This window comes from Lactiplantibacillus plantarum (assembly GCF_014131735.1).
GTDB classification, from domain to species: domain Bacteria; phylum Bacillota; class Bacilli; order Lactobacillales; family Lactobacillaceae; genus Lactiplantibacillus; species Lactiplantibacillus plantarum.
The window spans coordinates 2267071-2290919 of sequence record NZ_CP039121.1 but is presented as its reverse complement, the minus strand read 5'-3'; the positions used below and the strand labels follow the sequence as shown (position 1 = coordinate 2290919).

Annotated in this window: 17 protein-coding genes and 1 pseudogene; 15 read left to right on the top strand and 3 right to left on the bottom strand. The window is 45.8% G+C overall.

The annotated features are described in order from the left end of the window. Positions 1-46 precede the first annotated feature (46 nt). Together cydD and cydC are read left to right on the top strand one after the other, a co-directional pair. Positions 47-1780 carry a thiol reductant ABC exporter subunit CydD gene (cydD, locus tag E5260_RS10820; RefSeq protein ID WP_003641326.1) on the top strand — a complete coding sequence of 578 codons (1734 nt, stop codon included), beginning with the start codon at positions 47-49 and terminating at the stop codon, positions 1778-1780. Next, on the top strand, positions 1780-3540 hold the full coding sequence (gene cydC / locus E5260_RS10815) for a thiol reductant ABC exporter subunit CydC (protein WP_003641327.1): 1761 nt from the start codon (positions 1780-1782) through the stop codon (positions 3538-3540). The genes cydD and cydC overlap by 1 nt, the downstream gene beginning before the upstream one ends. A 206-nt stretch (positions 3541-3746) precedes the next feature. Here the strand turns inward: cydC and E5260_RS10810 are convergent, their stop codons facing one another. Further along, complete coding sequence (locus tag E5260_RS10810; protein WP_003641329.1) at positions 3747-4724, bottom strand: L,D-transpeptidase family protein; 978 nt, start codon at positions 4722-4724, stop codon at positions 3747-3749. Positions 4725-4913: 189 nt separating this feature from the next. Beyond that, positions 4914-5721: pseudogene (locus E5260_RS10805) on the bottom strand (polyprenyl synthetase family protein). A 144-nt stretch (positions 5722-5865) separates the two neighbouring features. On the opposite strand from E5260_RS10805, the gene E5260_RS10800 reads away from it, so the two are divergent. Then, positions 5866-6780, top strand: a complete 915-nt coding sequence (locus E5260_RS10800) for a 1,4-dihydroxy-2-naphthoate polyprenyltransferase (RefSeq protein ID WP_003641332.1) — start codon at positions 5866-5868, stop codon at positions 6778-6780. 212 nt (positions 6781-6992) lie between these two features. On the opposite strand, the gene E5260_RS10795 is transcribed toward E5260_RS10800, so the two are convergent. Further along, positions 6993-7967, bottom strand: a complete 975-nt coding sequence (locus tag E5260_RS10795; protein ID WP_003641333.1) for a Gfo/Idh/MocA family protein — start codon at positions 7965-7967, stop codon at positions 6993-6995. Between the two features lie 447 nt (positions 7968-8414). On the opposite strand from E5260_RS10795, the gene E5260_RS10790 reads away from it, so the two are divergent. From E5260_RS10790 to rlmD, 12 genes are all read left to right on the top strand, one after another. Continuing rightward, positions 8415-9056 (top strand): glycoside hydrolase family 73 protein, encoded by a 642-nt coding sequence (locus E5260_RS10790; protein WP_003641334.1) that lies wholly within the window; start codon positions 8415-8417, stop codon positions 9054-9056. Positions 9057-9106: 50 nt separating this feature from the next. Then, positions 9107-9694, top strand: a complete 588-nt coding sequence (locus tag E5260_RS10785; protein WP_003641335.1) for a xanthine phosphoribosyltransferase — start codon at positions 9107-9109, stop codon at positions 9692-9694. A 22-nt stretch (positions 9695-9716) separates the two neighbouring features. Continuing rightward, positions 9717-10265: a DUF2179 domain-containing protein gene (locus E5260_RS10780; protein ID WP_003641336.1), complete on the top strand. Its 549-nt coding sequence runs from the start codon at positions 9717-9719 to the stop codon at positions 10263-10265. A 112-nt stretch (positions 10266-10377) separates the two neighbouring features. After that, complete coding sequence (locus E5260_RS10775; RefSeq protein WP_003641337.1) at positions 10378-11547, top strand: 5-(carboxyamino)imidazole ribonucleotide synthase; 1170 nt, start codon at positions 10378-10380, stop codon at positions 11545-11547. Between the two features lie 440 nt (positions 11548-11987). Next, positions 11988-14255 (top strand): DNA helicase PcrA, encoded by a 2268-nt coding sequence (gene pcrA / locus E5260_RS10770; RefSeq protein WP_003644128.1) that lies wholly within the window; start codon positions 11988-11990, stop codon positions 14253-14255. A gap of 16 nt (positions 14256-14271) precedes the next feature. After that, the gene (gene ligA / locus E5260_RS10765) at positions 14272-16311 is read left to right on the top strand and encodes an NAD-dependent DNA ligase LigA (RefSeq protein ID WP_003641339.1); all 2040 of its coding nucleotides are present in this window, start codon (positions 14272-14274) and stop codon (positions 16309-16311) included. Continuing rightward, positions 16308-17483, top strand: coding sequence for a CamS family sex pheromone protein (locus E5260_RS10760; protein ID WP_003641340.1), 1176 nt, complete (start codon positions 16308-16310; stop codon positions 17481-17483). The genes ligA and E5260_RS10760 overlap by 4 nt, the downstream gene beginning before the upstream one ends. Before the next feature lie 40 nt (positions 17484-17523). Then, on the top strand, positions 17524-17844 hold the full coding sequence (gatC, locus tag E5260_RS10755) for an Asp-tRNA(Asn)/Glu-tRNA(Gln) amidotransferase subunit GatC (protein ID WP_003641341.1): 321 nt from the start codon (positions 17524-17526) through the stop codon (positions 17842-17844). Further along, positions 17844-19307, top strand: a complete 1464-nt coding sequence (gene gatA / locus E5260_RS10750) for an Asp-tRNA(Asn)/Glu-tRNA(Gln) amidotransferase subunit GatA (protein ID WP_003641342.1) — start codon at positions 17844-17846, stop codon at positions 19305-19307. Before gatC ends, gatA begins: the two co-directional genes overlap by 1 nt. After that, positions 19307-20731, top strand: coding sequence for an Asp-tRNA(Asn)/Glu-tRNA(Gln) amidotransferase subunit GatB (gene gatB / locus E5260_RS10745; protein WP_003641343.1), 1425 nt, complete (start codon positions 19307-19309; stop codon positions 20729-20731). The genes gatA and gatB overlap by 1 nt, the downstream gene beginning before the upstream one ends. Before the next feature lie 104 nt (positions 20732-20835). Continuing rightward, complete coding sequence (locus E5260_RS10740; protein WP_003641344.1) at positions 20836-21858, top strand: diacylglycerol kinase; 1023 nt, start codon at positions 20836-20838, stop codon at positions 21856-21858. Between the two features lie 333 nt (positions 21859-22191). After that, a complete protein-coding gene (rlmD, locus tag E5260_RS10735) occupies positions 22192-23565 on the top strand; it encodes a 23S rRNA (uracil(1939)-C(5))-methyltransferase RlmD (RefSeq protein ID WP_003641345.1) in 1374 nt (457 codons plus the stop codon). Positions 23566-23849: the final 284 nt, after the last annotated feature.

Here is a 23849-nt window from a genome sequence, read left to right as displayed (position 1 = left end):
GTGCCAGGGTGCGACCCCGTTCATTTTAAGTAGGGAGTGATCGAATGTGTTTGATCCGGCATTATTTAAACTACCAGGGATGCGCCGAGCAGCCACGATTTTAGGGTTATTGGCCATCGTCGAGGGTATTTGTATTGTCTTTCAGGCCTACTATCTATCAGTGGCGATTGTTGGACTGTGGCACTTGCATTCATTAGCGTCGATCAGTCAGCCCATGCTATGGTTCGCATTAGCTTGGGTCGGACGGCAGTTACTGGTCGTCATTAAAAATCGTGTGATGTACCCGTTAGTCGAACAGACGACGGGTGACTTGCGGCGTAAAGTGATGCAGAAGTTATACCAACTCGGCCCAAGTTATGTAGCTAAGACTGGGACTGGTAACGTGGTGACGACAGCGCTTGAGGGTATCGATAAAGTTCAGACATACTTAATGTTGGTTGTGATTAAAGTAATCGACATGATGGTTATCCCGTGGATCATTTTAATTTACATCGCGTGGTTGCGCTGGCGTGAGGCCCTTTTTCTACTGGCAATTTTTCCATTAATTATTCTATTTATGATTATTTTGGGCTATGCCGCTCAAGCTAAAGCGGATAAGCAGTACGTGGGCTATCAACGGATGTCTAATCACTTCGTTGATACACTGCGCGGTTTACCGACCTTGAAGCAGTTAGGACTGAGCAAACGGTACGCTGACAACGTTTATCAGGTTAGTGAAGGTTATCGTAAGCAAACGATGGCGGTCATCAAGATTGCGATGTTATCGACTTTCGCCTTGGATTTCTTCACGACCTTATCGATTGCGGTTGTCGCGGTCTTCCTTGGTTTTGGTTTGATTAACGGCACGATTACGTTGCTACCAGCGTTGGTTATTTTGGTCTTATTGCCAGACTATTTCTTGCCATTACGAACATTTGCTAATGATTATCATGCCACTTTAAATGGCAAGAATGCGTTTGCGGATGTCCAGAAGATGCTAGCTTTGCCGGTGCCAACTGAACGTCAACAGCTCGGTACTCAGCCTGTGCAATGGCAAAGTGATAGTACGTTAAGCTTACATGACGTTGATTTTAAGTATGATGATGATCAGCTGGCCTTAAAACACATTAATATTGATGTGCATGGTTACCAACGGATCGGGATTATTGGGGCATCCGGCTCCGGCAAATCAACTTTGATCAATTTGTTAGGTGGCTTTCTAACCCCGGTCGCTGATCAGGGTAAAATTCAAGTCAACGGGCAAACAGTCTCGCATTTGAGCCAGGACGCCTGGCAGCAGAGCTTTTTCTACATTCCGCAAAACCCATATCTGTTCCATGCAACGTTAGCAGAGAACATCGCTTTTTATCAGCCAGACGCTTCACGTCAAGCGATTGAACGAGCTGCTGAAAACGCTGGATTAACGGCCTGGATTGCAACGTTACCAGCGGGGTTGGATACGGCGATTGGTGAAGGCTCCCGTGGTGTCAGTGGTGGTCAGGCGCAACGGATTGCTTTGGCGCGGGCCTTTCTTGACGACTCGCGGCGAGTTCTGTTATTTGATGAACCAACTGCCCACTTGGATATTGAAACTGAAGCGGAACTGAAAACGACGATTTTACCCGTACTTGATAATCACTTAGTTTTCTTTGCGACTCACCGGTTACACTGGATTAATCAGATGGATTACGTGTTAGTGATGGATCATGGGGAAATCGTTGAACAAGGGACACCGACGGAATTGGCCGCGCATGACGGGGCGTACGTTCGGTTACGTGATGAAATGGTAGGTGCGATCTAATGAAAGATTTTTTGGCAACTTTTAAAAATGATACTTGGGTCATGCCGTATTTGCGCAAGTATAAAAAGTTACTAGCCCTGACGCTGTTTTTGGGTCTAATGACATTTTTCTGCGGTTCAGCGCTGATGTTCAACTCGGGCTACTTGATCAGTAAAGCCGCACGACACCCGTATAATATTCTGATGATTTATGTGCCAATCGTTCTAACGAGAGCGTTTGGGATTGGTCGGCCTGCCTTTCGCTATGCGGAGCGAATTACGAGTCATAACTGGGTGCTACGGATCGTGTCAGATTTTCGTAAGAAACTGTACCAATCCGTCGCCAAGCACGCCGTAGCGATTCGCCAAAATTTCCAGACTGGTGATGTCCTGAGCATTTTAGCTGACGATATTGACCATATTGAAAATTTATATTTACGGACCGTTTTTCCAACGGTGATTGCCTGGTTGATGACGCTAGTGATTGTGATTGGTCTGGGCTACTTTAGCTGGTGGTTCGGGCTATTGATGTTGTTGATGTTAGGATTGGTCGTTGTGATAATGCCGCTATGGTCGGTCTTACTGAATGGTGCTCGTGAATCACGCAGTCGTCAGATTCAACAGGGCTTTTATACGCAGCTGACTGATTCGGTAATGGGGCTCGGTGATTGGTTGATTGCCGGACGTCAAACGGATTTCTATGAGCGGCAAACCCAGCCTATCGAAGCAATTGCGGCACTTCGTAAACAGGACCATCGCTTTCAGTGGTGGCGAGATTTTACGATTCAGATCATTTTCGGGGTGATTTGTTTGGCGCTCTTGATCTGGAGTAGTTTTTACTGGACAACGAATGCGGCTAGTTCCAATTGGATTGCGGCGTTTGTCCTCTCCGTATTCCCGTTGGTCGATGCCATGCAGTCTGTTAGTCAGGGTGTTAGTGAGTGGCCAAGTTATCAACGGTCAATCAAACGAGTCAACGCCTTAGACACCACGCCTGAAGATGAACACGATCAGACAGTCTTAACGGAGCCATTTCAAGTATTGCGTATTGCGGACCTTGACTTTAAATATGCGGAAGGTGGTCACGCGATTTTTGACGGTTTGAATCTGACTTTAAAAGCCGGTGAAAAGTTAGCCCTGCTAGGACCTTCCGGAACGGGAAAGAGTACCTTGCTCAAGCTGATTTTAGGTGACCTGACACCGGATAGTGGGACGGTTCAATTGAATGATGTGCCCATCACACGGTTACAAAATGAGCGCGCCCAGTTATTCGGCGTCTTGGATCAGCAGCCATACTTGTTCAATACCACGATTATGAACAATGTGCGGATGGGTAACTTGCAAGCGACTGACGAACAAGTTAAAGCCGCACTAGCAGCAGTCGAGTTAGCGCCCTTGATCGACACGCTCCCCGATGGTTACGAGACAGTTGTAGAAGAGGGCGGTGCGCGCTTTTCTGGTGGCGAACGACAACGGCTCGCGTTAGCTCGCATCTTATTACAAGATGCGCCCATCATCATTTTAGATGAACCGACAGTTAGTCTTGATCCGATTACCGAGGCCCATTTGCTGACCACGGTGTTCCGGGTCTTGCATGATAAGACGATTCTGTGGGTCACGCACCATTTGGCCGGGGTCAACCATGTCGATCAAGTTCGCTTCTTGGAAGATGGTCAATTCGATATGGCCGGTACGCCGAGCGAATTGTACGCGAATGCACCGCGGTTTAAACGCCTTTATGATTTGGATCAAGGGCGTGATGATGCGAACAATGATCGGTAATCCGGTTGATAGCAGTCTTCCACGTGCACCTTGGGCTTGTGAAACAGACTTTTAATTACTGCGCTGAATGGGTATTCAGCCTACGAATGTAGTGGTCATGATGACCATTACTGATTACACCGCCGATTTAGAGCGTAAAAAGGACTTGGTCGCTGTGACCAAGTCCTTTTTATATGCAATTAATCGCCAGGTTATGATTTAACCTGTTAGTAATTTTGTAATTGTGCCCGATTCTGAACGTCGACCACGTAGGCTTTCGTGCCTAAGCGGCTGAGTAAGGTCCGTACATCATTGTAATTGATTGAGACGCAACCAGCCGTTGCCCATTGATTCTTGACGTGAATAAAGAAGCCCGAGCCATTATGCTGACCGTGATTGTCCATCACAATCGCTAATTGATACTGATTGTGGGGCGCGGCCTTCGTGTAATCGATCAGATGCTCGTTCTTATTATTGGCCCAGTTTCGGTTCTGCCAAGTGTTATATTGCCGGTCATGTGGATCTTCAATCCAGTAAGATTTCCGGTTGATCTGTCGATAGGCCATACCACTAGTTCTTGCACTGGCAGCTTTACCAAATGCGAAGCTTAAGTGATAAACGCCTTTGGGTGTGGTACTGCTGCCTTCGTGAGAATTGCCGATGCCAGCGGCCCCGATGCGACTTGCGGAAGTTAGTGTATTCTTCCAGCCGCGATTGGTTTTTTGCCAAAGTTTAAGAGTGGCCGTGGATGAGCCATTTTGAATGACCGTCACGATTTGCTGAGCCTTTTTGGACACGCGCATTCTGGAGACGAGTGTTGCTTCGGATGGGGTGGCAGCTTTGGCTTTAACTGGCTTTAAGTAGCCACTCCAAATCCAGCCAGTGGCCCCATTCTTGCTATTGTGAACCCAGTAGTAACGAACCTTTTTGCCGTGCATGATAATATCAGTTTGCTGAGTCGTTGTCCAGACGGTGTTGCGATAGTTCTTCAAATCATGATTGGCCCTGAATGTCCAACGATTATAATTACCATTAGCCCTAAAGGTATGTGATTTGGTATCGGTCGTATAATAGGCCTTTCTAGCCGTTGCCCGCGTTGGCGTGCGATGATAGTAAGTGCTGGCATTCGCAGATACTGAACTTAGCATTGTGACCGCTGCGATCATTAGTACGCTCCCCAGCAACCAATTAACAATCTTTTTCATGAAACCCCTCCTAGTAAAAATAGCCCCGTTATTACAATTTTTATACAAACACTATAATACTATTTATCTCGGCGGAATGGATAACAATTTTGACTAAATCGCGGCGGTGTAGGGTGAGTAATGGTTGTAGCTGAAAAATCAGCGCGTCAGAGTAATAGGTTACTTTGACGCGCTGATTTAATTTGTGTATTAATGGTTGCGAACCAGTAATTCAGTCACTAGCCGGCGTAAAGTTTGTTGTGTTTCACCAGTTGGTAGCTGATCGATTAGGTTCAGTGCGGTTTTGGTATAGTGAGTAGCCAATTGTTGTGCCTGGGTAACGCCCCCCAAAGCAATGACCTGATCGCGAATTGTCAGTAGCTGTTCATTACTGATGTGGTCGCCGGGTTGGGGTAATTGTTCGGCCAATTGTGGTTCAGCGGTCAGGGCGTAGATAAGTGGCAGTGAATAAACGCCGTCCCGTAAGTCATTAAGCACCGGCTTTTGAGTTAAGGCCTCATCACCGGCGTAGTCAAGGACATCATCTAACATCTGGTAGGCTAACCCCATCCTTTCACCAATCTGTTGCGCTAGTTTAACGACGCTTGCGTCGGCACCCGCGAAGTGGGCACCTTGTTCACAACTGAGGCTGAACAGACGGGCCGTTTTGCCACGAGCAATTGCTAAGTAGTCGTTGACCGTAGTCTTGGTGGATCGTTGTCACATGGCGGCGTTCTGGCGATTCATCAATTACATCATCGTGAATCAGTGTCGCCACGTGTAGTAGTTCCATAGCCGCTGCGCCAGCACGTAACCGGGCCGTGTTATGATCCGGTCCAAATTGACTAAACAAGTAAAAGAAGCCCGGGCGTAAAAACTTACCACCCGCAGCGAGTAAGTCGTGTACGCGGTCATTAATGGCGGCGTTATCAATTTTTACGTTAGTAGCTAGATACGGCTTCAGCGCTGCTAGCTCCTTTGCGACAAGACTTTCCGGTTGCCAAATGGTTTGCATCATAATCAAAATACCCCGCTTTATTTGAGAGATGGCTCCGGGACGTTTTGACGCCAACACTTGCAGCCAGTCACATTCTAAAATACAATCTATATTAAAGGTACAAATAACTTGTTTCGTTGTCAAACAAAAGGATGGTGTAAATCATTGAAACCAAAAGTGTTTCTTGAATTTGTTGAAATTAAATCATTAATTGCGAGCGTGTTACCGTTCGTTTTGGGGAGTATGTACGCCTATTATAATTATCATCAGTTACATCTTGGTTATTTATTGCTATTTTTCATTGCATCTTCACTTTTTCATATGGCGACTAATGCGAATGATAATTACCAAGACTTCCTACACGCGCCACGTAATGACGACAATCAAGAATTTTTGCAAGAGACTAATGTGGTCGGTGTTAACCAGATTTCCATTGGTCAGGCCCGGACGATTACGTTTGGTTTAGCCGGAATCTCATTGATTATCGGACTATGGTTAGTAACACAAACCGGGTTGCCGTTGTTGTGGATGGGGCTATATTCATATGCGGTCGGTTACTTTTACGCTGGCGGTCCGAAGCCAATTTCACAAGGCCCGTTTGGCGAATTTTTCTCGGGCTTTACGATGGGCTTTATGATCTTCTGGATTGCCGTCTTTATTAATACGTATGACACGGCAGCCATTACTTGGCAGTCAACGCTGGCTGTTTTAATTGCGTCAGGTCTGGCCATTTTTGCAATTTCTAACATTATGTTAGCTAATAATATTTGTGATATGGACGAGGACATTGCGTTAGGCCGACACACGATTTTGTATTACCTTGGCAAACCGGTGATGCTTCAGGTATTTGCATGGAGTTACGTTGCTGGTTATGCTTGTCTGGTGATTGCGGTCTTGATGGGTGTGCTACCAAAGTTTAGTTTACTAACGTTGCTCAGTATTATTCCAGTTTGGAAAAATACGCGGGTCTTCTTGCACAAACAGGTCAAACGAGAAACTTTCACGATTTCAATTAAAAACGCAACGTTGATTTGTCTTTCATTTATCGTTTTCATGGGCTTAGGACTGATTTTTAACTAGTCCTTCAATAAACGAGTATGGCTTTGAGAAAGCGCCAACTAACCAAGTTGATACTAAGCAGTATTTTTCCCAGCGAGTCCAAGCTGGCTTTCTGATTTTATGGCTTGGGGTTTTTCAATGGTATTTCACGGGGGTAAAAAAAGCTTAGATATCGTGTGAAAAAACACACGGTATCTAAGCTTTTTTAATTTACATAAAGATGTTATTTATAACTAGTTTTCAAATGGATAGCGGAAGTCCCATTGTGCACGAGCGGCAGTCATGATATCCATAACGTCAGTCGTTTTAGCAAGACTCGTGTTGTGTAATTCGCCAGCAACCATTTTTTGCATGTCAGCAATTTCGTAATTCATGGCGTTAGTGCTATCGCCGGCTGTGATGGTTTCAGTATGGCCTTCGCTGTCGGTGAAAGTGGCACTGTCGGCACGTGGATAGGTATCAACGGTAAAGTAACCATTCTCATACGCGACGATACCGCGTTTAGGCATTTTAGCTCGGAACGTTAAGGCAACGGTGGCCAGTTCATCATTGGCGTTTCGTAACGTGATTGTCGAAGATTCATCGACGCCACTGCTGAATCGGTGCATGGTTGTTCCGGTAATGTATGGTTTAGCAGTCAAGAATTCTTCCACGAAGGCTAGGGCATAGACACCAATGTCCAGTAAAGCACCGCCGGCAAGGTCGGGATTAAAGAAGCGATTAGTTGGGTCTGGTTCTTTAAAACTACCAAAGCTAGCTTGGATCATTTTCAGATCACCAAGATGACGTTCTGCCGCAAAATCATGGAGCTTCTCGTATAATGGCATGTGATACAGGGTCATCGCTTCCGCTAAGATAAGGTGGTTGCTAGCAGCCACTTCCTTGGCGATTGCGAGTTGGGTACTAGACATTGTGATGGCCTTTTCACTGAGGACGTGTTTGCCAGCACGTAAGGCGGGTAAAATCGTGTCAATGTGATAATTATGGGGCGTTGCCACGTAAACGATGTCGACTTGTTCATCAGCCAGTAGCTCGTCTAAATTACCATAAGCTTTGGGAATATTGTGTTCGGCAGCAAAGGCGTTAGCTTTATCCTGCGAACGTGAGCAAACGGCGTAGATTTCTCCGTCAGGTTGATCAAAATATTTAACGAAACTGTGCGCGATGTTACCAAGGCCAACAATGGCCCAGCGATAAGTTTTCGACATTATAGGTTCCTCCTAGGATTAATCGAATGTGACCACTTACATTTTAGCAAAAAAATAAGGAATTGGCGCCCAATAATCATGTAAAATTAATACAAAAGTCGGTAAAATAGAGTGTAATATGACCGGTGCTCATTGCGATTTAGGCTTACTTAGAATTAAAACATGTTGGTTAGTTGGACTCTTATTCGTCAGCACGTGTGCGTCTTATGCCGACTTCCGGGGCCGGGTGACAATTACTGGAACGCAGCCGATGTCGATTTGAGCTAACGCCCAAGCCGCTTCATCTCAAATACGAGTCTTATTCTAAGCACGTTTACGCTAACTCGAACTTTTTACAGCGGGCCTAAGCTGGCAGCTTTTGAACTAAGAAACCAGCATGTTTTAATCCTAATTCATGATAAATGAACAGGTGTAATCTGTAAGGCAATTACCAGAAAGGAGGCGGCTATGATGGCGGGTAAGCGGCGAAAATCGCGCCGGAAGCAACGGACAAAGACACAATTATTTGTGAAGAAGGGCCGCCTTCAGTGGGTCAATATCTTATTAGTGTTGGCGGCGATGGTGGGGATGGTTTGGTATATTCAGCATAATTGGGCGGTTAAGTCGCGGGTTACGGCGACAACACCTACAACAACGCATGCGGCATTTATTAAAAAGCTAGTACCAGCTGCGCAACAGCTTGATCAGCAATACCACGTGCTGGCTAGTATCACGCTAAGTCAGGCGATTTTGGAATCGGATTGGGGACAAAGTACCAATGCGACAGAGAATAATAATTTATTTGGGGTTAAGTCCACGTCGGGACGGCTCATGACGACGCAGGAATATTATGACGGGGCCTATCATACGGTCAAACGGCGCTTCGCCGTTTATGATAGCTGGCACGCTTCGCTGGTCGATCATGCCAAGAAATTGGCGTACGGAACGACTTGGGATTCTCAGCACTACGCTGCGGTGATTAAGGCAACTGATTATCAGACAGCTGCGCAAGCATTGCAGACGGCTGGATATGCGACTGATCCAAGTTATGCACAAAAATTAATTAATATTATTCAAAAATATGACTTACAACGGTATGATAGAAAGTAATGAAATTAATAGCAGTATTTCAATGTCGCTTATAATTCTAGGAGGGTACTATGCGAGAACTTGAAGAACGCATTTTGAAAGATGGCCGGGTACTTCCCGGTGAAGTATTGAAAGTGGACGGCTTTTTGAATCACCAAGTTGATCCCGACCTGATGTTTGCCATGGGAACGGAATTTGCCCACTTGTTTCAAGATGCGGGTGTAACGAAAATCTTGACGGTTGAATCATCAGGAATTGCGCCGGCAGTCATGGCGGGGTTAGCAATGCACGTGCCCGTTGTGTTCGCACGTAAGCACAAATCAGTCACGTTAATTGATGATTTATATACAGCCGAAGTTTATTCTTACACGAAGAAGACGTCTAACCACATCTCGATTGCCAAGAAGTTCTTACAGGCGGATGACCAAGTCTTGTTAATTGACGACTTTTTGGCCAATGGTCAGGCGGTTCAAGGGATGTTTGAAATCTGTGATAAAGCGCACGTAAAAATTGCGGGTGTCGGTATTGTGATTGAAAAAGTCTTCCAAACGGGTCATCAACTGATTGCTGATCGGGGTGTCCGTTTAGAATCACTAGCACAGATTACGTCATTTGATGGTGACCGGGTGCACTTTGCATCGGAGGACACCCAGGCTTAAGTTAAGAAAGCGGGGGATTGTGATGCAAATTGACATGGGGATGCTAGTCCTTATTTTCATCATCAACTTTGCTTACATTACGTTAAATACCGTACGTTTTTTGCTTGTAATGCGGGGTTATCGGTATTTTGCAGCTTTTGCAAGTGTCATTGAGATTACGATTTATGTGCTAGGATTATCATTGGTCTTAAATCGTCTCAATAATCCGATCAATTTAGTCGTATACGCGTTAGGTTACGGTGTCGGGGTGTATGTTGGGATGGTAATTGAAGATCGATTAGCGTTAGGGTATACAATGATTTCAGTCATTTTACCTGATCCCAAGTCGTCGTTACCGGGAGTACTCCGTGAAAATGGTTTTGGGGTCACACAACACGCTGCTTATGGTCTAGAAGGTGAGCGGCTAGAACTAGAAATTTTGGCCCCACGGAAGAACGAACGGCGGCTGTATGGCCTGATTAAAGACGCGGCGCCCAATGCGTTTGTGATCGCGTATGAACCACGCTACATCTCCGGTGGCTTTTGGCTCAAGCGAGTTAAGCGACGCAATGCTCGCCGAAAAAAGCAGTGATAAACTTGCAACTGTGCGTGTCAGCAAGTATGATTGTTACAGGATAATGAGCGTTAAAATAATTCAATAATCAGATTATAATTATTTAAAGCATAGGAAAGTAGGGACTGAAGTGGACAACTCGATTTTAAACCCAGGTGGTACGCTTGGCATTATTGGAAGTAGTACTAATGGTGTTGGATTAGTAATTGCCGCGCGTAATGCTGGCATCAATGTCGGGGTATACGGCGATAACGAAAATACTGAGACCATGGAACTGGCAGATTTTCGCGTTGTCGGGGCCCTCAATGATCAACAACAGTTACAGAACTTCGCAGAACGTTGTGATATGGTGACTTACGAGTCGGAAACCATTGATGCGTCGGTCATTAATTTTTTGGCGGCCCATACCCGGGTTCCACAAGGCGCCGATGCGCTTGAGATTACACAGGACCGCTCTTTGGAACGGGCGTTTTTCAGCCAACTTAACTTGAATGTAGCACCGTCAGCGACAATTGTCAGTTTGGATGATGTCTATCAATCGATCGGGTCAATTGGATATCCTAGTATTTTGAAGCCGATTCAAAAGGGCTTGGGTCAAAATCGGCAACTGGTCATTAAGACGCAGACGGATATTGTCAAGGCGGCTGATCTGTTGGATTGGGGCACATACTTGTTAGAGTCATTGATTCCATATGATAAGGAACTCTCCGTTTTTGGCGCTAAGAGTGGTGATACGACAGCTTTCTTCCCAACCGTTGAAAACCGGTATCGTAATCATGAGCTAGTTGCCTCGATTGTGCCAGCTCAAATTGATTCAGCTGTGAATGACGAAATGCTGCGGATCACAAAGGAAATTAGTGATAACTTGAGTTATACGGGTGTCTTTGAAGTTGCCTTCTTCTTAACGAAGAGTGGTAATTTATACGTGAAGCGGATTGTCCCTGCGATGCATCAGGCGGGTTATGTCTTCGAACGTGCTACGAATATTAGTATGGCAGAACAACACTTGCGAGCAATTGCGGGACTGCCGTTAATGCCAGTCAAGCAGTTGATGCCCGTGGTTGCTGCTTACTTTACACCGGCTCAGGAGAGTGGCATTCGCACGCAGTGGCAGATTAAGACGAACTGGTTCTTTAATTTCTATCACCGAACGTTGTTACAAGCGCACCGGGCACCAGTCGCTGGCCACGTGCTAGTCGAAGCACCAAGTGTTAAAGAAGCACTCGAACAGATCGAAGACACAAGTATTTGGCAGTTTGGGCAAACGACGCCGGCTGATAATGAACCTGAAGCTGAGTAGTGTATGATCAGAACCTAGTTTTACGGATTATTACGGTTAAACTAATCGTACTGTTCGCACCGGGTGACCAGCTATTATGGGTAACCGTCGTGAATAAATAAAGTTCGAAATCCAATTCATTTTGTGAATTGGATTTTTTTAGCGGTTGGGGAGAAGCCAGCCAAATGGCGAGATACGGTTATCTGAGGGGGAATCGTTGAGATTGGCGTGGCGGGTATTTTGGTTAGAAATTGAGGGAGTCTCAAAATTACTTAAAGTTACGCAATATTGCCGTCAATTCGTTTCCCGTGAATAGTAGAAGTTGTAAAATTAACATAGGTGTCACTGACAATGGAAAAACCGCGATTTTTGTATGAGATGCTGACCTTAAAGTACAGCAATCACGGCCAAAATTTGCTATAATGTTTGGTGACTGATTTTTAGAAAGGGTGGCGAACAGCGTGTCGAAAGAAAGCCTATTGGCAGGAATGAATGACAAGCAGCAAGAAGCCGTTTTAGACACAGAAGGACCGCTACTAATTATGGCCGGTGCGGGCTCGGGGAAGACCCGTGTATTGACGCACCGGGTAGCTTATTTAATTGAAGAGCAAGGGGTCAACCCCTGGAATGTTTTAGCGATTACGTTTACGAACAAGGCCGCACGCGAAATGCGTGAACGGGTTGGTAAGCTGTTAGGTGAATCGGCGCAGGAGGTCTGGGTCTCAACGTTCCATGCCCTGTGTGTCCGAATTTTACGACGTGACATTGAACAAATCGGGTATAACCGAGCGTTCACAATCGCCGGCACTAGCGAGCAACGGACCTTAGTCAAACGAATCTTGACGGAACAAAATATCGATTCGAAAAAATTTGATCCACGGTCAATCTTATCCGCAATTTCAAATGCGAAAAATGACTTACAAACGCCGGAGATGTATAAAGAATCGGCTGCCAGTCCCTTTGAGAGTGTCGTGGCAGACGTTTATTTGCAATACCAACGTGAATTAGCGGCTGATCAAGCCGTTGACTTTGATGATCTGATCATGCTGACGATTCAATTATTCAAGCAGAATCCAGAAACGCTGGCGTGGTACCAAAACAAATTCCATTATATTCACGTGGATGAATATCAAGATACTAATAACGCACAGTATACGTTAGTCAACTTGTTAGCTGACAAATATAAAAATTTGTGTGTAGTTGGGGATGCGGATCAATCCATCTATGGTTGGCGGGGTGCCAACATGGAAAATATTCTCGATTTCGAAAAGGATTATCCGCAAGCTGACACGGTGATGTTGGAGCAAAACTATCGTTCGACAAAGACAATTTTGTCGGCGGCTAATGCAGTTATTAACAATAATTCAACGCGGCGGCCGAAGAAATTATGGACTGAGAATGAACCGGGTGACAAGATTTCTTATTATCGTGGTCAGAGTGAAAGTGATGAAACTCACTTTGTCATTGCCAAGATTCAAGAAAGCATGCAGCAGGACAAAATGGACTACGGCGATTTTGCGATCCTTTATCGGACGAACGCACAATCCCGGGTAATGGAAGAGTCACTCGTTAAGGCGAACATCCCCTATACAATGGTCGGTGGTAATAAGTTCTATGACCGTAAAGAAATTCGGGACGTCTTATCCTACTTGACTTTGGCAGTGAACGATCAAGATTCAATGAACTTTGAACGGGTCGTTAATGAACCTAAGCGCGGCATTGGTCAAACGAGTGTTGAAAAATTGCGGTTGTTCGCGGATGAAGCGGGTTATTCCATGTTGGAAGCAGCTAGCAATGTTGATATGGCTAATGGCATTTCAGCACGAGCGAAGGGTGCTTTAGCGAAGTTTGCAGCGACGATGAATGAATTGCGCGCTATGCGGGAATACTTATCCGTGACGGATTTAACACAAGAGATTCTTGACCGCACGGGTTACATGAAGGCGTTGAAAGATGCTAAGGCAACGAAATCGTTAGAGGCACAAGCCCGTATCGAAAACATTGAAGAATTCTTGTCTGTCACCAAACAATTCGATGATAGTTATCAACCTGAAGATGAAGATAGTGACAAATTCGTGGACTTCTTAGCGGATTTAGCACTGGTTTCGGATGTGGATAACGTTGAGGAAGAACCCCAAGCCGTGACGCTGATGACGTTACATGCAGCGAAGGGGCTAGAATTTCCGGTTGTTTTCTTGATTGGGATGGAAGAAGGTATCTTCCCACTGTCCCGGGCAATGATGGATGAAGACGAGCTGGAAGAAGAACGGCGGTTAGCATACGTTGGGATTACGCGGGCTGAGAAGAAGCTGTACTTGACCAATGCATACTCACGGATGCTTTACGGTCGGCGGCAGAATAATCCGGCTTCCCGTTTCGTTGAAGAAATCGAACCAGAATTACTCAAAAATGAAAATACGTTGGATGGTGCAAGTAGCACTGGTCCTAAAGTTCCATTTGGTGCGGATCGTGAACGGCGTGCTTTTACACCTTCATATAAAAAGAATCCAGTGGGGACGCGGGCCACGGTCAAGAAGGCTAGTGGCACGGGTGCTGACAAGAATAGTTGGTCGATCGGTGATAAAGTCAAGCATCGTAAGTGGGGAACCGGAACGGTCGTGAAGGTCTCCGGTGCTGGTGAAGATGCTGAACTAGACATTGCTTTCAAATCTGAAGGAATCAAGCGGTTATTAGCCGCATTTGCACCGATCCAAAAAGTACAGGACTAGTTAGGAGGACTGGCTGATGGCGGACAAACCCAACACAATGACGGTTGAGCAGGCGGCTGATGAAGCGGCTGCTTTACGGCAAACGTTAAATGAATGGCGTCGGCAGTACTATGACGAAGATGCGCCGAACGTTGAAGATAGTGTGTATGATCAAAAGTATGAACGGTTGGTCGAACTCGAACAAACTTTTCCACAGCTCGTTACACCGGATTCACCGACGCAATTAGTTGGTGGAACGGTTAAAGCAGGCTTTGATAAAGTGACCCATGAGATTCCGATGTTGTCATTGGGCGACGTCTTTTCACAAGCTGAGTTACAAGAGTTTGTTGATCGCTTGGAACAAAACGTTGGTCATCCAGTCGATTATAATTGTGAGTTGAAAATTGATGGTTTAGCGCTGTCGTTACGTTACGAAGATGGGGTGCTCGTTCAAGGGTCCACGCGGGGTAACGGTACGGTTGGCGAAGATATTACGGCTAATATTAAGACAATCAAGTCGATTCCACAACGGTTGACCCGACCACTGACGATCGATGTACGTGGGGAATGTTATATGCCTAAGGCAGCGTTTGCTGCCTTGAATGAACGCCGAGAAGCAGCGGGAGAACCAGTCTTTGCGAATCCACGCAATGCTGCGGCCGGTACGTTACGGCAGCTAGATTCACGAGTCGTGGCGGAACGACAGCTCAGCACGTTTATGTATAACATTGCCGACTACGAACCGTTAACCGCCCGTACGCAGAGTGACATGTTAACGGAGTTCGCAGATCTTGGTTTTGCCATCAATCCTGACTTTAAGGTGGCCCATTCGATGGCCGATGTCTTTAGTTACATTGACCATTATCAAAATGAACGGCCAGAATTAGCATATGGCATTGATGGCATCGTGATCAAAGCTAACCCGTTACCGCTGCAACGCTCACTAGGAGCGACAGTCAAGGTGCCACGATGGGCGATTGCCTTTAAGTTTCCACCTGATGAGCAGCCGACCCTTTTAAAGGATGTTGAATGGACCGTTGGCCGTACAGGAGTCGTTACGCCAACTGCGGTTATGGAACCCGTTCAACTAGCTGGGACGACGGTTGCGCGGGCTTCGTTACACAATCCCGATTACGTGGCGGCCAAAGATGTCCGCATCGGTGATACGGTCTTGCTACACAAGGCTGGCGATATTATTCCGGAAATTTCATCGGTTGATTTAGCCAAACGACCCAAGGATGCGCAACCATTAGTTATTCCAACCACGTGTCCGTCTTGTGGGGCGCCGCTGGTTCATTTGGAAGACGAAGTGGCTTTACGGTGTATTAACCCGAAATGTCCAGCACAAGTCCAAGAAGGGCTGGTTCATTTTGCCTCTCGCAATGCCATGAATATCGATGGCTTGGGACCACGAATCATTGCGCAACTCTATGCAAATCGGCTGGTTAGTGACGTTGCTGGTTTGTACCGATTAACTAAGGCACAACTGTTAACATTAGATAAAATAAAAGATAAATCTGCTGAAAAGCTCTTGACAGCAATTGACCGTAGCCGTGATAATTCACTTGAACGGTTATTGTTCGGTCTTGGTATTCGGCACGTTGGTGCTAAAGTGGCGCGGTTAATCGCGCAGCATTTTGGGACGATTGAGGCGTTGATGGCAGCTAGCCAAGAAGAGATTGCGGCGATCGATTCGATGGGCGATGTGATTGCGAACGCAGTGGTTCAATATTTTGAGAGCGACGAAGTTCATACACTCATCCGCGAATTGCAAGCAGTCAACGTGAATACCACTTATCAAGGCCCTAGTGCCACCGTGGCAGAAGATAGTAACAGTTGGTTTGCAGGCAAGCGGGTCGTGTTAACTGGTAAGCTGGAAAGCTTTACGAGGCCAGATGCGACTCAATGGCTACAAGCTCACGGCGCCACGGTTACGGGAAGCGTCTCTAAAAAGACGGATCTCGTGATTGCAGGTAGCGATGCCGGAAGCAAGTTGCAAAAAGCACAGCAGCTGGACATTACTGTATGGGATGAAGCCCGGTTCAGCGAAACAATGAGGGAGGATGCACAAGCGTGAATGTTAAACGCATACGCACGATTGGCTTAGTGGCAGTAGCTGCCATTGTTCTAGCCGCCTGCGGTAATTTAAAGAATTCGTCCTTTGGGTCGACTAGTAGTAGCACCACAACGACCGGAACGAAAACAACGACCACCACTGGAACTGCTGATAGTGAGTTCTATCAAGGCGTCATCAAAAATGGCCGTTATCGGACGAGTAAGTCGCGAGGCGTGGTCGTTTCGCAAAATGATAACGTCATGAATTTGAAGAGCTTCGAAAGTGGCTTATTGGACGTGTCTAAAAAGGTCTTTCCAACGAGTAAGTATGTCTTTCAAGAAGGGCAGTATTTGAGCTCATCGACAGTTGAAAATTGGCTCGGACGGAAATCAAGCAGCAATTCGGAGGGCTTGAACCCAGAGAATAACGGTAAGAAGGATCCGAATACTCGGAATCCGATTTACTTACAACAGCTTGAAGAACAAGATTATATGGTTCAAAATGGTAGTAAGTTATCGCTTGGCGGGGTCACGATTGGCTTGGGAATGAACTCGGTCGATTATTATACTAAGGTCGAATATGGGGCAACATACGAAACGGACATCTCAACGACTGAGTTAACGGCGCAAGGTAAGAAGATGGCGAATACTGTCTTACAACGGTTGCGGCAACGCTCAGCTTTGAAGAATGTGCCGATTGTCTTGGCACTCTATAAGCAGTCTTCGAATGATAGTTTAGTTGGGGGCGACATGATTGCCTACGCGGTCTCTAAGAACGGCTCCACTTCGATCTCAAACTGGACGTCGTTGAATTGGAAGAATTATGTCTTCCCAGCGACCTCTGAGTCAAAGAACTCAGGTGCGAATAGTAATGATGAGTCGGACTTTAGTCAGTTTAAGTCCCACGTGCAGAATTTCTTCCCGAACTTGTCTGGCGTAACGGCGAATGCTCATTACAAGGACAAATCGTTGAGTAAATTAAGTGTCAACATCACGACTAAGTTCTACAGCGAAACGGAAATCATCAGTTTCACGCAGTACTTAGCAACGGCTGCTAAACGGTACTTGCCATCTGGTGTACCGGTTGAAATTACGGTTAAGAGTGCCAATGGTGACATTCAAAGCTTCTTAGCCAGAACGGCGAAGGGTAGTTCGTATTACACCCATGTCTTTAGTGACCAGGGCGACGATTAAACAATAATATTGAGTAAGATTTGAGAAAGAAGGAAATCTGATGGCTGAAGAACGAATTAATGCCGAACAAGTGCAACACGTGGCGAGCTTAGCCAAATTGGAGTTTACACCAGACCAATTAGCGATGTTCACACCGCAACTAGAAAAAATTATCGGCATGTTCGAAGAATTAAGCACAGTTGATACCACGGGTGTACCCGTTACGTCACGGATGAGTGATCATACGAATACGCTACGTGAAGACGTGGCAGTTAAGAGTGATGAAGCACTCCGGGAAGCATTGCTGAAGAATGCCCCAGAAACGGCCAATGGCTTGATCAAAGTGCCAGCAATTATTGATGAAAGTGGGGACGGTGAATAATGACTTATTTCGACCAAGATCTAACTAGTCTACACGCTGACTTGGTAGCCAAGAAGATCAGTGCCACGGAACTAGCGAAGGCCACTTTTGCGAATATGAATCAGGTTGACCCTAAGCTAGGGGCGTTCTTGAATTTAAATGAAGAACAGGCCTTACAACAGGCGGCTGCTTTGGATCAGAATGGCATCGACGCGAACAACTTTTTTGCTGGGATTCCGATGGCAGTCAAGGATAATATTGTGACGAAGGGCCTAACGACGACGGCGGCTTCTAAAATGTTGGAAAACTTCGTGCCGGTCTATAATGCCACGGTGGTTGACAAACTATTAGCAAGCAACGCGTTGATCGTTGGTAAGACCAACATGGATGAATTTGCCATGGGAGGGTCAACTGAAACGTCGGCGTTCCATGTCACTCGTAATCCTTGGGACATCAGCCGGGTGCCCGGTGGGTCTTCAGGTGGCTCAGCTGTCGCAGTGGCTTCTGGACAAGTGCCAGTTGCATTCGGTTCTGATACGGGTGGTTCGATTCGGCAACCATCATCATTTAACGGAATTGTCGGTATGAAACCAACGTACGGTCGGGTCTCACGCTGGGGGCTGATTGCCTTTGGATCTTCATTAGATCAAATTGGCCCAATGACACGGACAGTCAAGGATAACGCGGCCGCTTTGAATATGATTGCAGGTAACGATGTGCATGATACCACGTCATCCAAACAAACTGTACCAGACTTTACGGCTGGTTTGACGGGTGATATCAAGGGTATGAAGATTGGGTTACCAAAAGAATACATGGGCGACGGGATCGATCCTAAAGTTCGTGAAGTCATTCAACAAGCAGTCAAGCAGTTTGAAGACTTAGGTGCTACGGTTGAAGAAGTCTCCTTACCAAACAGTCGCTACGGTGTGGCTGCTTATTACATCATTGCGTCTTCAGAAGCTTCTTCAAACTTACAACGGTTTGACGGGATTCGTTATGGTTTCCGGGCTGACGATGTTAAGAATTTGGAAGATGTCTATGTCCGTAGTCGTTCCGAGGGCTTCGGTGATGAAGTTAAGCGCCGGATTATGTTAGGGACCTTCTCCTTGTCAGCTGGTTATTACGATGCGTACTTCCACAAAGCTGGTCAAGTTCGGACGATGATTATCAATGACTTTAATAAGGTCTTTGAAGATTACGATTTGATTATGGGACCAGTTGCACCAACACCGGCCTTTAAGTTGGGTGACGAATTATCTGATCCAATTACGATGTATATGAACGATGTCTTGACGATTCCAGTCAACTTGGCTGGGTTACCAGGAATGTCAGTACCAGCTGGGTTTGCAGACGGGTTACCAGTTGGCTTGCAATTAATTGGTAAGGCGTTTGATGAAAGCACAATGTATCGAGCGGGCTATGCCTTTGAACAAGCAACGCAAGTTTACAAGCAAACCCCGAAAGTCGGAGGTGCTAACTAATGAATTTTGTAACCACGATTGGTTTGGAAGTCCACGTTGAATTAAAAACGAACTCAAAAATATTTAGTCCTTCACCCGTGCAATTTGGTTCCGAACCAAATGCCAACACGAACGTGATCGACTGGGGGTATCCGGGGGTATTGCCAACGCCTAACAAGGGCGTGGTCGAAGCTGGGATTAAAGCAGCAACGGCTTTACATGCTGAAATCGAACATCACACGTACTTTGACCGGAAGAACTATTTTTACCCGGATAACCCGAAGGCCTACCAAATTACGCAACATGAAAAACCAATTGCGCATGATGGTTGGATTGAAATCGAAGTTGATGGTAAAAAGAAAAAAATCGGTATCGAAGAGATGCATATTGAAGAAGATGCCGGGAAAAACACCCATGAAAACGACTATTCCTATGTCGATTTGAACCGGCAAGGGACGCCGCTAATTGAAATTGTTTCTAAGCCTGACATTGCCTCCCCAGAAGAAGCTTATGCTTACTGTGAAGCGTTGCGGCAACGGATCCAATTTACGGGCGTTTCGGACGTTAAGATGGAAGAAGGTTCAATGCGGGTCGATGTTAACATTTCAATTCGGCCGGCCGGTTCCGACAAGTATGGTGTGAAGACCGAAATGAAGAACTTGAACTCCTTCAACTACGTGCGCAAGTCGTTAGAATATGAAGAGCAACGCCAACAACAAGTTCTCATGGCGGGTGGCAAGATCCAACAAGAAACGCGGCGTTTTGATGAAACAACGGGCCAAACGATCTTGATGCGGGTCAAGGAAGGTAGCGATGATTACCGTTACTTCCCAGAACCTGATATTCCAGCAGTCGATATCGATGATGACTGGATTGCATCCGTTAAGAAGACCATTCCAGAAATGCCTGGTTCGCGGCGTGAACGTTACATCAATGAATTTGGTTTAACTGCTTATGATGCGGGTGTGTTGACCCAAACTAAGGAAATGTCTGACTTCTTTGATGCAACCGTTGCTGAAGGTGCGGATCCTAAATTAGCTTCAAACTACTTGCAAGGGGACGTTAACGCGTACTTGAACGAGCATAAAGTTGATTTGTTAGCGACTGACTTAACGCCAACTAACTTAGCTGGGATGATCAAGATGATTTCAGATGAAACCATCTCAAGTAAGATTGCTAAGAAGGTCTTTAAGGCCATTATGGCGGGATCAGAACCTGTCCAATGGGTCAACGACAAGGGCTTAGTCCAATTGTCTGATCCGGCGAAGTTACAACCAATCGTTGACGACGTATTGGATAATAATCAACAATCAATTGATGACTTTAAGAACGGGAAAGACCGGGCCGTTGGGTTCCTCGTGGGTCAAATCATGAAGAAGACACGTGGTCAAGCTAACCCGAAAGTCGTCAACCAACTATTAATGACATCATTAAAAGCACGGTAGAAGCGTTGGTCGATAAGGTGTTGAGCCTCGATTGATGCATGTCCAGCGTTGGGGTAGGGATGAGACGCTGAACGCTTGACCGTGTGAGCGGAGGAATAGGAAACATGCGTAAACGGGCACGACTTATTTATAACCCGACTTCTGGACGTGAGGCATTGGCCCACGATTTAGTTGAAATTCTTGGTATCTTTGAACAAGCTGGTTATGAGACCAGTGCGTTCGCAACGACGCCCGCCCCTAATTCGGCGGCTGATGAAGCGCGACGTTGTGCCAAGGACGGGTTTGAACTGATTGTAGCAGCTGGTGGTGATGGGACCATCAATCAAGTAGTAAACGGGTTAGCCGGGTTAAAGCGGCGACCTAAGATGGCTATTATTCCGGCGGGTACGACCAACGATTATGCCCGGGCACTGCGGATTCCGCGCAATGATCCGGTTGCGGCGGCCAAGGTAGTCCTAAAGAACCAGACGGTTAAGATGGATATCGGTCAGGCTGGTGAACAGTATTTCATTAACATTGCGGCTGGGGGCATGTTAACGGAGCTGACCTATGACGTACCATCACAATTGAAGTCGATTTTTGGGTACGCGGCATACTTAGCCAAGGGTGCTGAGTTATTACCACGAGTAAAACCAGTTGAGATGGATTTGAAATATGATGGTGGTCATTATCAGGGCAAGGCTTCGATGTTTTTCTTAGCGCTGACTAATTCAGTTGGTGGCTTTGAGCAGTTAGTGCCGGACGCGTCATTAGATGATGGTAAATTTACCATGATTATTGTGAAGACGAGCAACCTTGCCAAAATGCTTCACTTAATGACATTAGTGCTCAATGGTGGCAAGCATATCAATGATCCAAGCATTATTTATGTGAAGACGAGCAAGGTCGTCGCCAAACCAGCTGACAAGGATCGCTTAATGATCAACTTGGATGGGGAGTACGGTGGTGATGCACCGATGACGTTCCGGAATTTGAAGCAACATATCGAAATGTTTGCCGATACGGATCGGATCCCCGATGAGGCAATCACGGATACGGATCCAGAGTTGGAAGACGCTGAGCGACACTTTGTCTCAGCCGTTGATCAGTTGCCAGCTGCAACTGAGGACGACGAAAAAACAGAATAACTTGCTTAAATTACCGTTTACCGATACAATGGTGGACGGTAATTTTTTTAAAAGTGTTACCATCACAGGGACCTGACTGAGCATTGCCTAACGATTTAATCGTTTGTCGATTTAGCAATGATTTGTCAGTGGTGCAAAGCATGAGACAGCTCAAATTCGCGCGTTTTGACACTCATGGTAAGCAATTTGAATAGCATGTTTAATCAGTAAATGTTAACGACACTGCCAAGTGTGGCAGTATTAATGACCATATCACTCGCTGCCCGGAGCAGTGGCTACCAGGCAGTAACTAAAAAATAATAAGTCACTAACAAAGAAAGCAAGAGGAAACAAATGAAAGTTAATTTACCAGTGCACAAGGGTGAAGTTTTAGACGTCACTATCATGGATTTAACCTATCAGGGTATGGGTGTTGCTAAAGTCGATAATTACCCAATCTTTATCGAAAATGCATTGCCAGAAGAAAAAATTACGGTCAAGGTCACGAAGACGACGAAGAACTTTGCGTTTGGTGATGTGGAAAAGATTAACCAAGTGAGTCCTCACCGGGTTAATCCTAAAGGGCGCGTTTATCGTCAAACCGGGATTGCACCACTACAACACTTGGAATACAGTGAACAATTGAAGTTTAAACAGCACCAGGTGGCCGAATTATTTGCAAAGGTCCACATGGATGATGTCGAAGTCTTACCAACAATTGGTATGGTCAACCCGACGCAGTATCGGAACAAGGCCCAAGTACCCGTACGACAAGTCCAAGGACAACTAACGACTGGTTTTTACAAGAAGAACAGTCATCAATTGATGCCAATTGAAGATTATTATATTCAAGATCCTGCAATTGATAAGGCTATCGTGGTAGTTCGCGACATTTTACGGAAATATCACGAGGCAGCCTACGATGAATTCCATCATAGTGGGACGATTCGGACGATCATGGTACGGCGTGGGTATTACAGTCATGAGATGATGGTTGTTATTGTGACGCGAACGAAACACTTACCAATGGCTGACGTGGTCACACAAGAGATTCAAGCAGCATTACCTGAAGTTGTCAGTGTGATTCAAAACGTTAATTCTAAGAAGACTAACGTGATCTTAGGGCCAGTTAACAACGTGTTAGCTGGTAAGGCCACTATCGATGATCAGTTACTGGGCCTGACATTCGCTATTTCAGCCCAGTCCTTCTATCAAGTGAACCCACAACAGACCGAAAAGCTTTATCAGTTAGCCATTGATCAAGCTGGTTTGACGGGTAATGAGACGGTGATCGATGCTTATTCCGGTATCGGAACGATTTCGTTAACGATGGCCCAACATGCCAAGCAAGTGTATGGTGTTGAAATCGTGCCAGCAGCCATCGATAACGCACGGCAGAATGCGGATAAGAATGGTATTACGAACGCGACCTTTGTTTTGGATAGCGCTGAAAAAGCCATGGCTAAATGGCAAGCAGATGGCGTTAAGCCGGACGTGATCGTCGTTGATCCGCCACGTAAGGGCTTGGACGCCGACTTTATCAAGAGTGCCGGTGAAATGGCGCCTAAACGGGTGGTTTACATTAGTTGTAACCCATCAACCTTAGTTCGAGACGTCCAACGGTTTGCAGAATACGGCTACCATATTAGTGCCCCGGTCCAACCCGTGGACCAGTTCCCACAAACACCACATATTGAATCGGTAACGGTGTTAGAACGCGAACAATAAGCATTTTAAAACTGGATTATTAATGAAATTATGAAAAGTGTGTTGGATGCCTGATTATTTGTCGGGTAACCAACACACTTTTTTACTCAGCTTGAGGGCTAACTTTGAATTAGAAGCACAAAATAACCGTTTTTAAGCGCTGATATTGATTTGAATTCGTCCGATTTTAATAGACAGATCATTTAGAATCGGCTAATAAAACAGTTTATTGATAATTATAATTATTGCTTTAAATAATTTAATAAATAATGCGCTGTAATTGCTGTAAACTAGTTCACTGGAGC

Bases quoted from the DNA above. Each gene is read 5' to 3' on its own strand.
- cydC (WP_003641327.1), top strand. From the start codon at position 1,780: ATGAAAGATTTTTTGGCAACTTTTAAAAATGATACTTGGGTCATGCCG.
- E5260_RS10810 (WP_003641329.1), bottom strand. From the start codon at position 4,724: ATGAAAAAGATTGTTAATTGGTTGCTGGGGAGCGTACTAATGATCGCA.
- E5260_RS10795 (WP_003641333.1), bottom strand. From the start codon at position 7,967: ATGTCGAAAACTTATCGCTGGGCCATTGTTGGCCTTGGTAACATCGCG.
- E5260_RS10790 (WP_003641334.1), top strand. From the start codon at position 8,415: ATGATGGCGGGTAAGCGGCGAAAATCGCGCCGGAAGCAACGGACAAAG.
- E5260_RS10785 (WP_003641335.1), top strand. From the start codon at position 9,107: ATGCGAGAACTTGAAGAACGCATTTTGAAAGATGGCCGGGTACTTCCC.
- E5260_RS10780 (WP_003641336.1), top strand. From the start codon at position 9,717: ATGCAAATTGACATGGGGATGCTAGTCCTTATTTTCATCATCAACTTT.
- ligA (WP_003641339.1), top strand. From the start codon at position 14,272: ATGGCGGACAAACCCAACACAATGACGGTTGAGCAGGCGGCTGATGAA.
- gatC (WP_003641341.1), top strand. From the start codon at position 17,524: ATGGCTGAAGAACGAATTAATGCCGAACAAGTGCAACACGTGGCGAGC.
- gatA (WP_003641342.1), top strand. From the start codon at position 17,844: ATGACTTATTTCGACCAAGATCTAACTAGTCTACACGCTGACTTGGTA.
- gatB (WP_003641343.1), top strand. From the start codon at position 19,307: ATGAATTTTGTAACCACGATTGGTTTGGAAGTCCACGTTGAATTAAAA.
- E5260_RS10740 (WP_003641344.1), top strand. From the start codon at position 20,836: ATGCGTAAACGGGCACGACTTATTTATAACCCGACTTCTGGACGTGAG.
- rlmD (WP_003641345.1), top strand. From the start codon at position 22,192: ATGAAAGTTAATTTACCAGTGCACAAGGGTGAAGTTTTAGACGTCACT.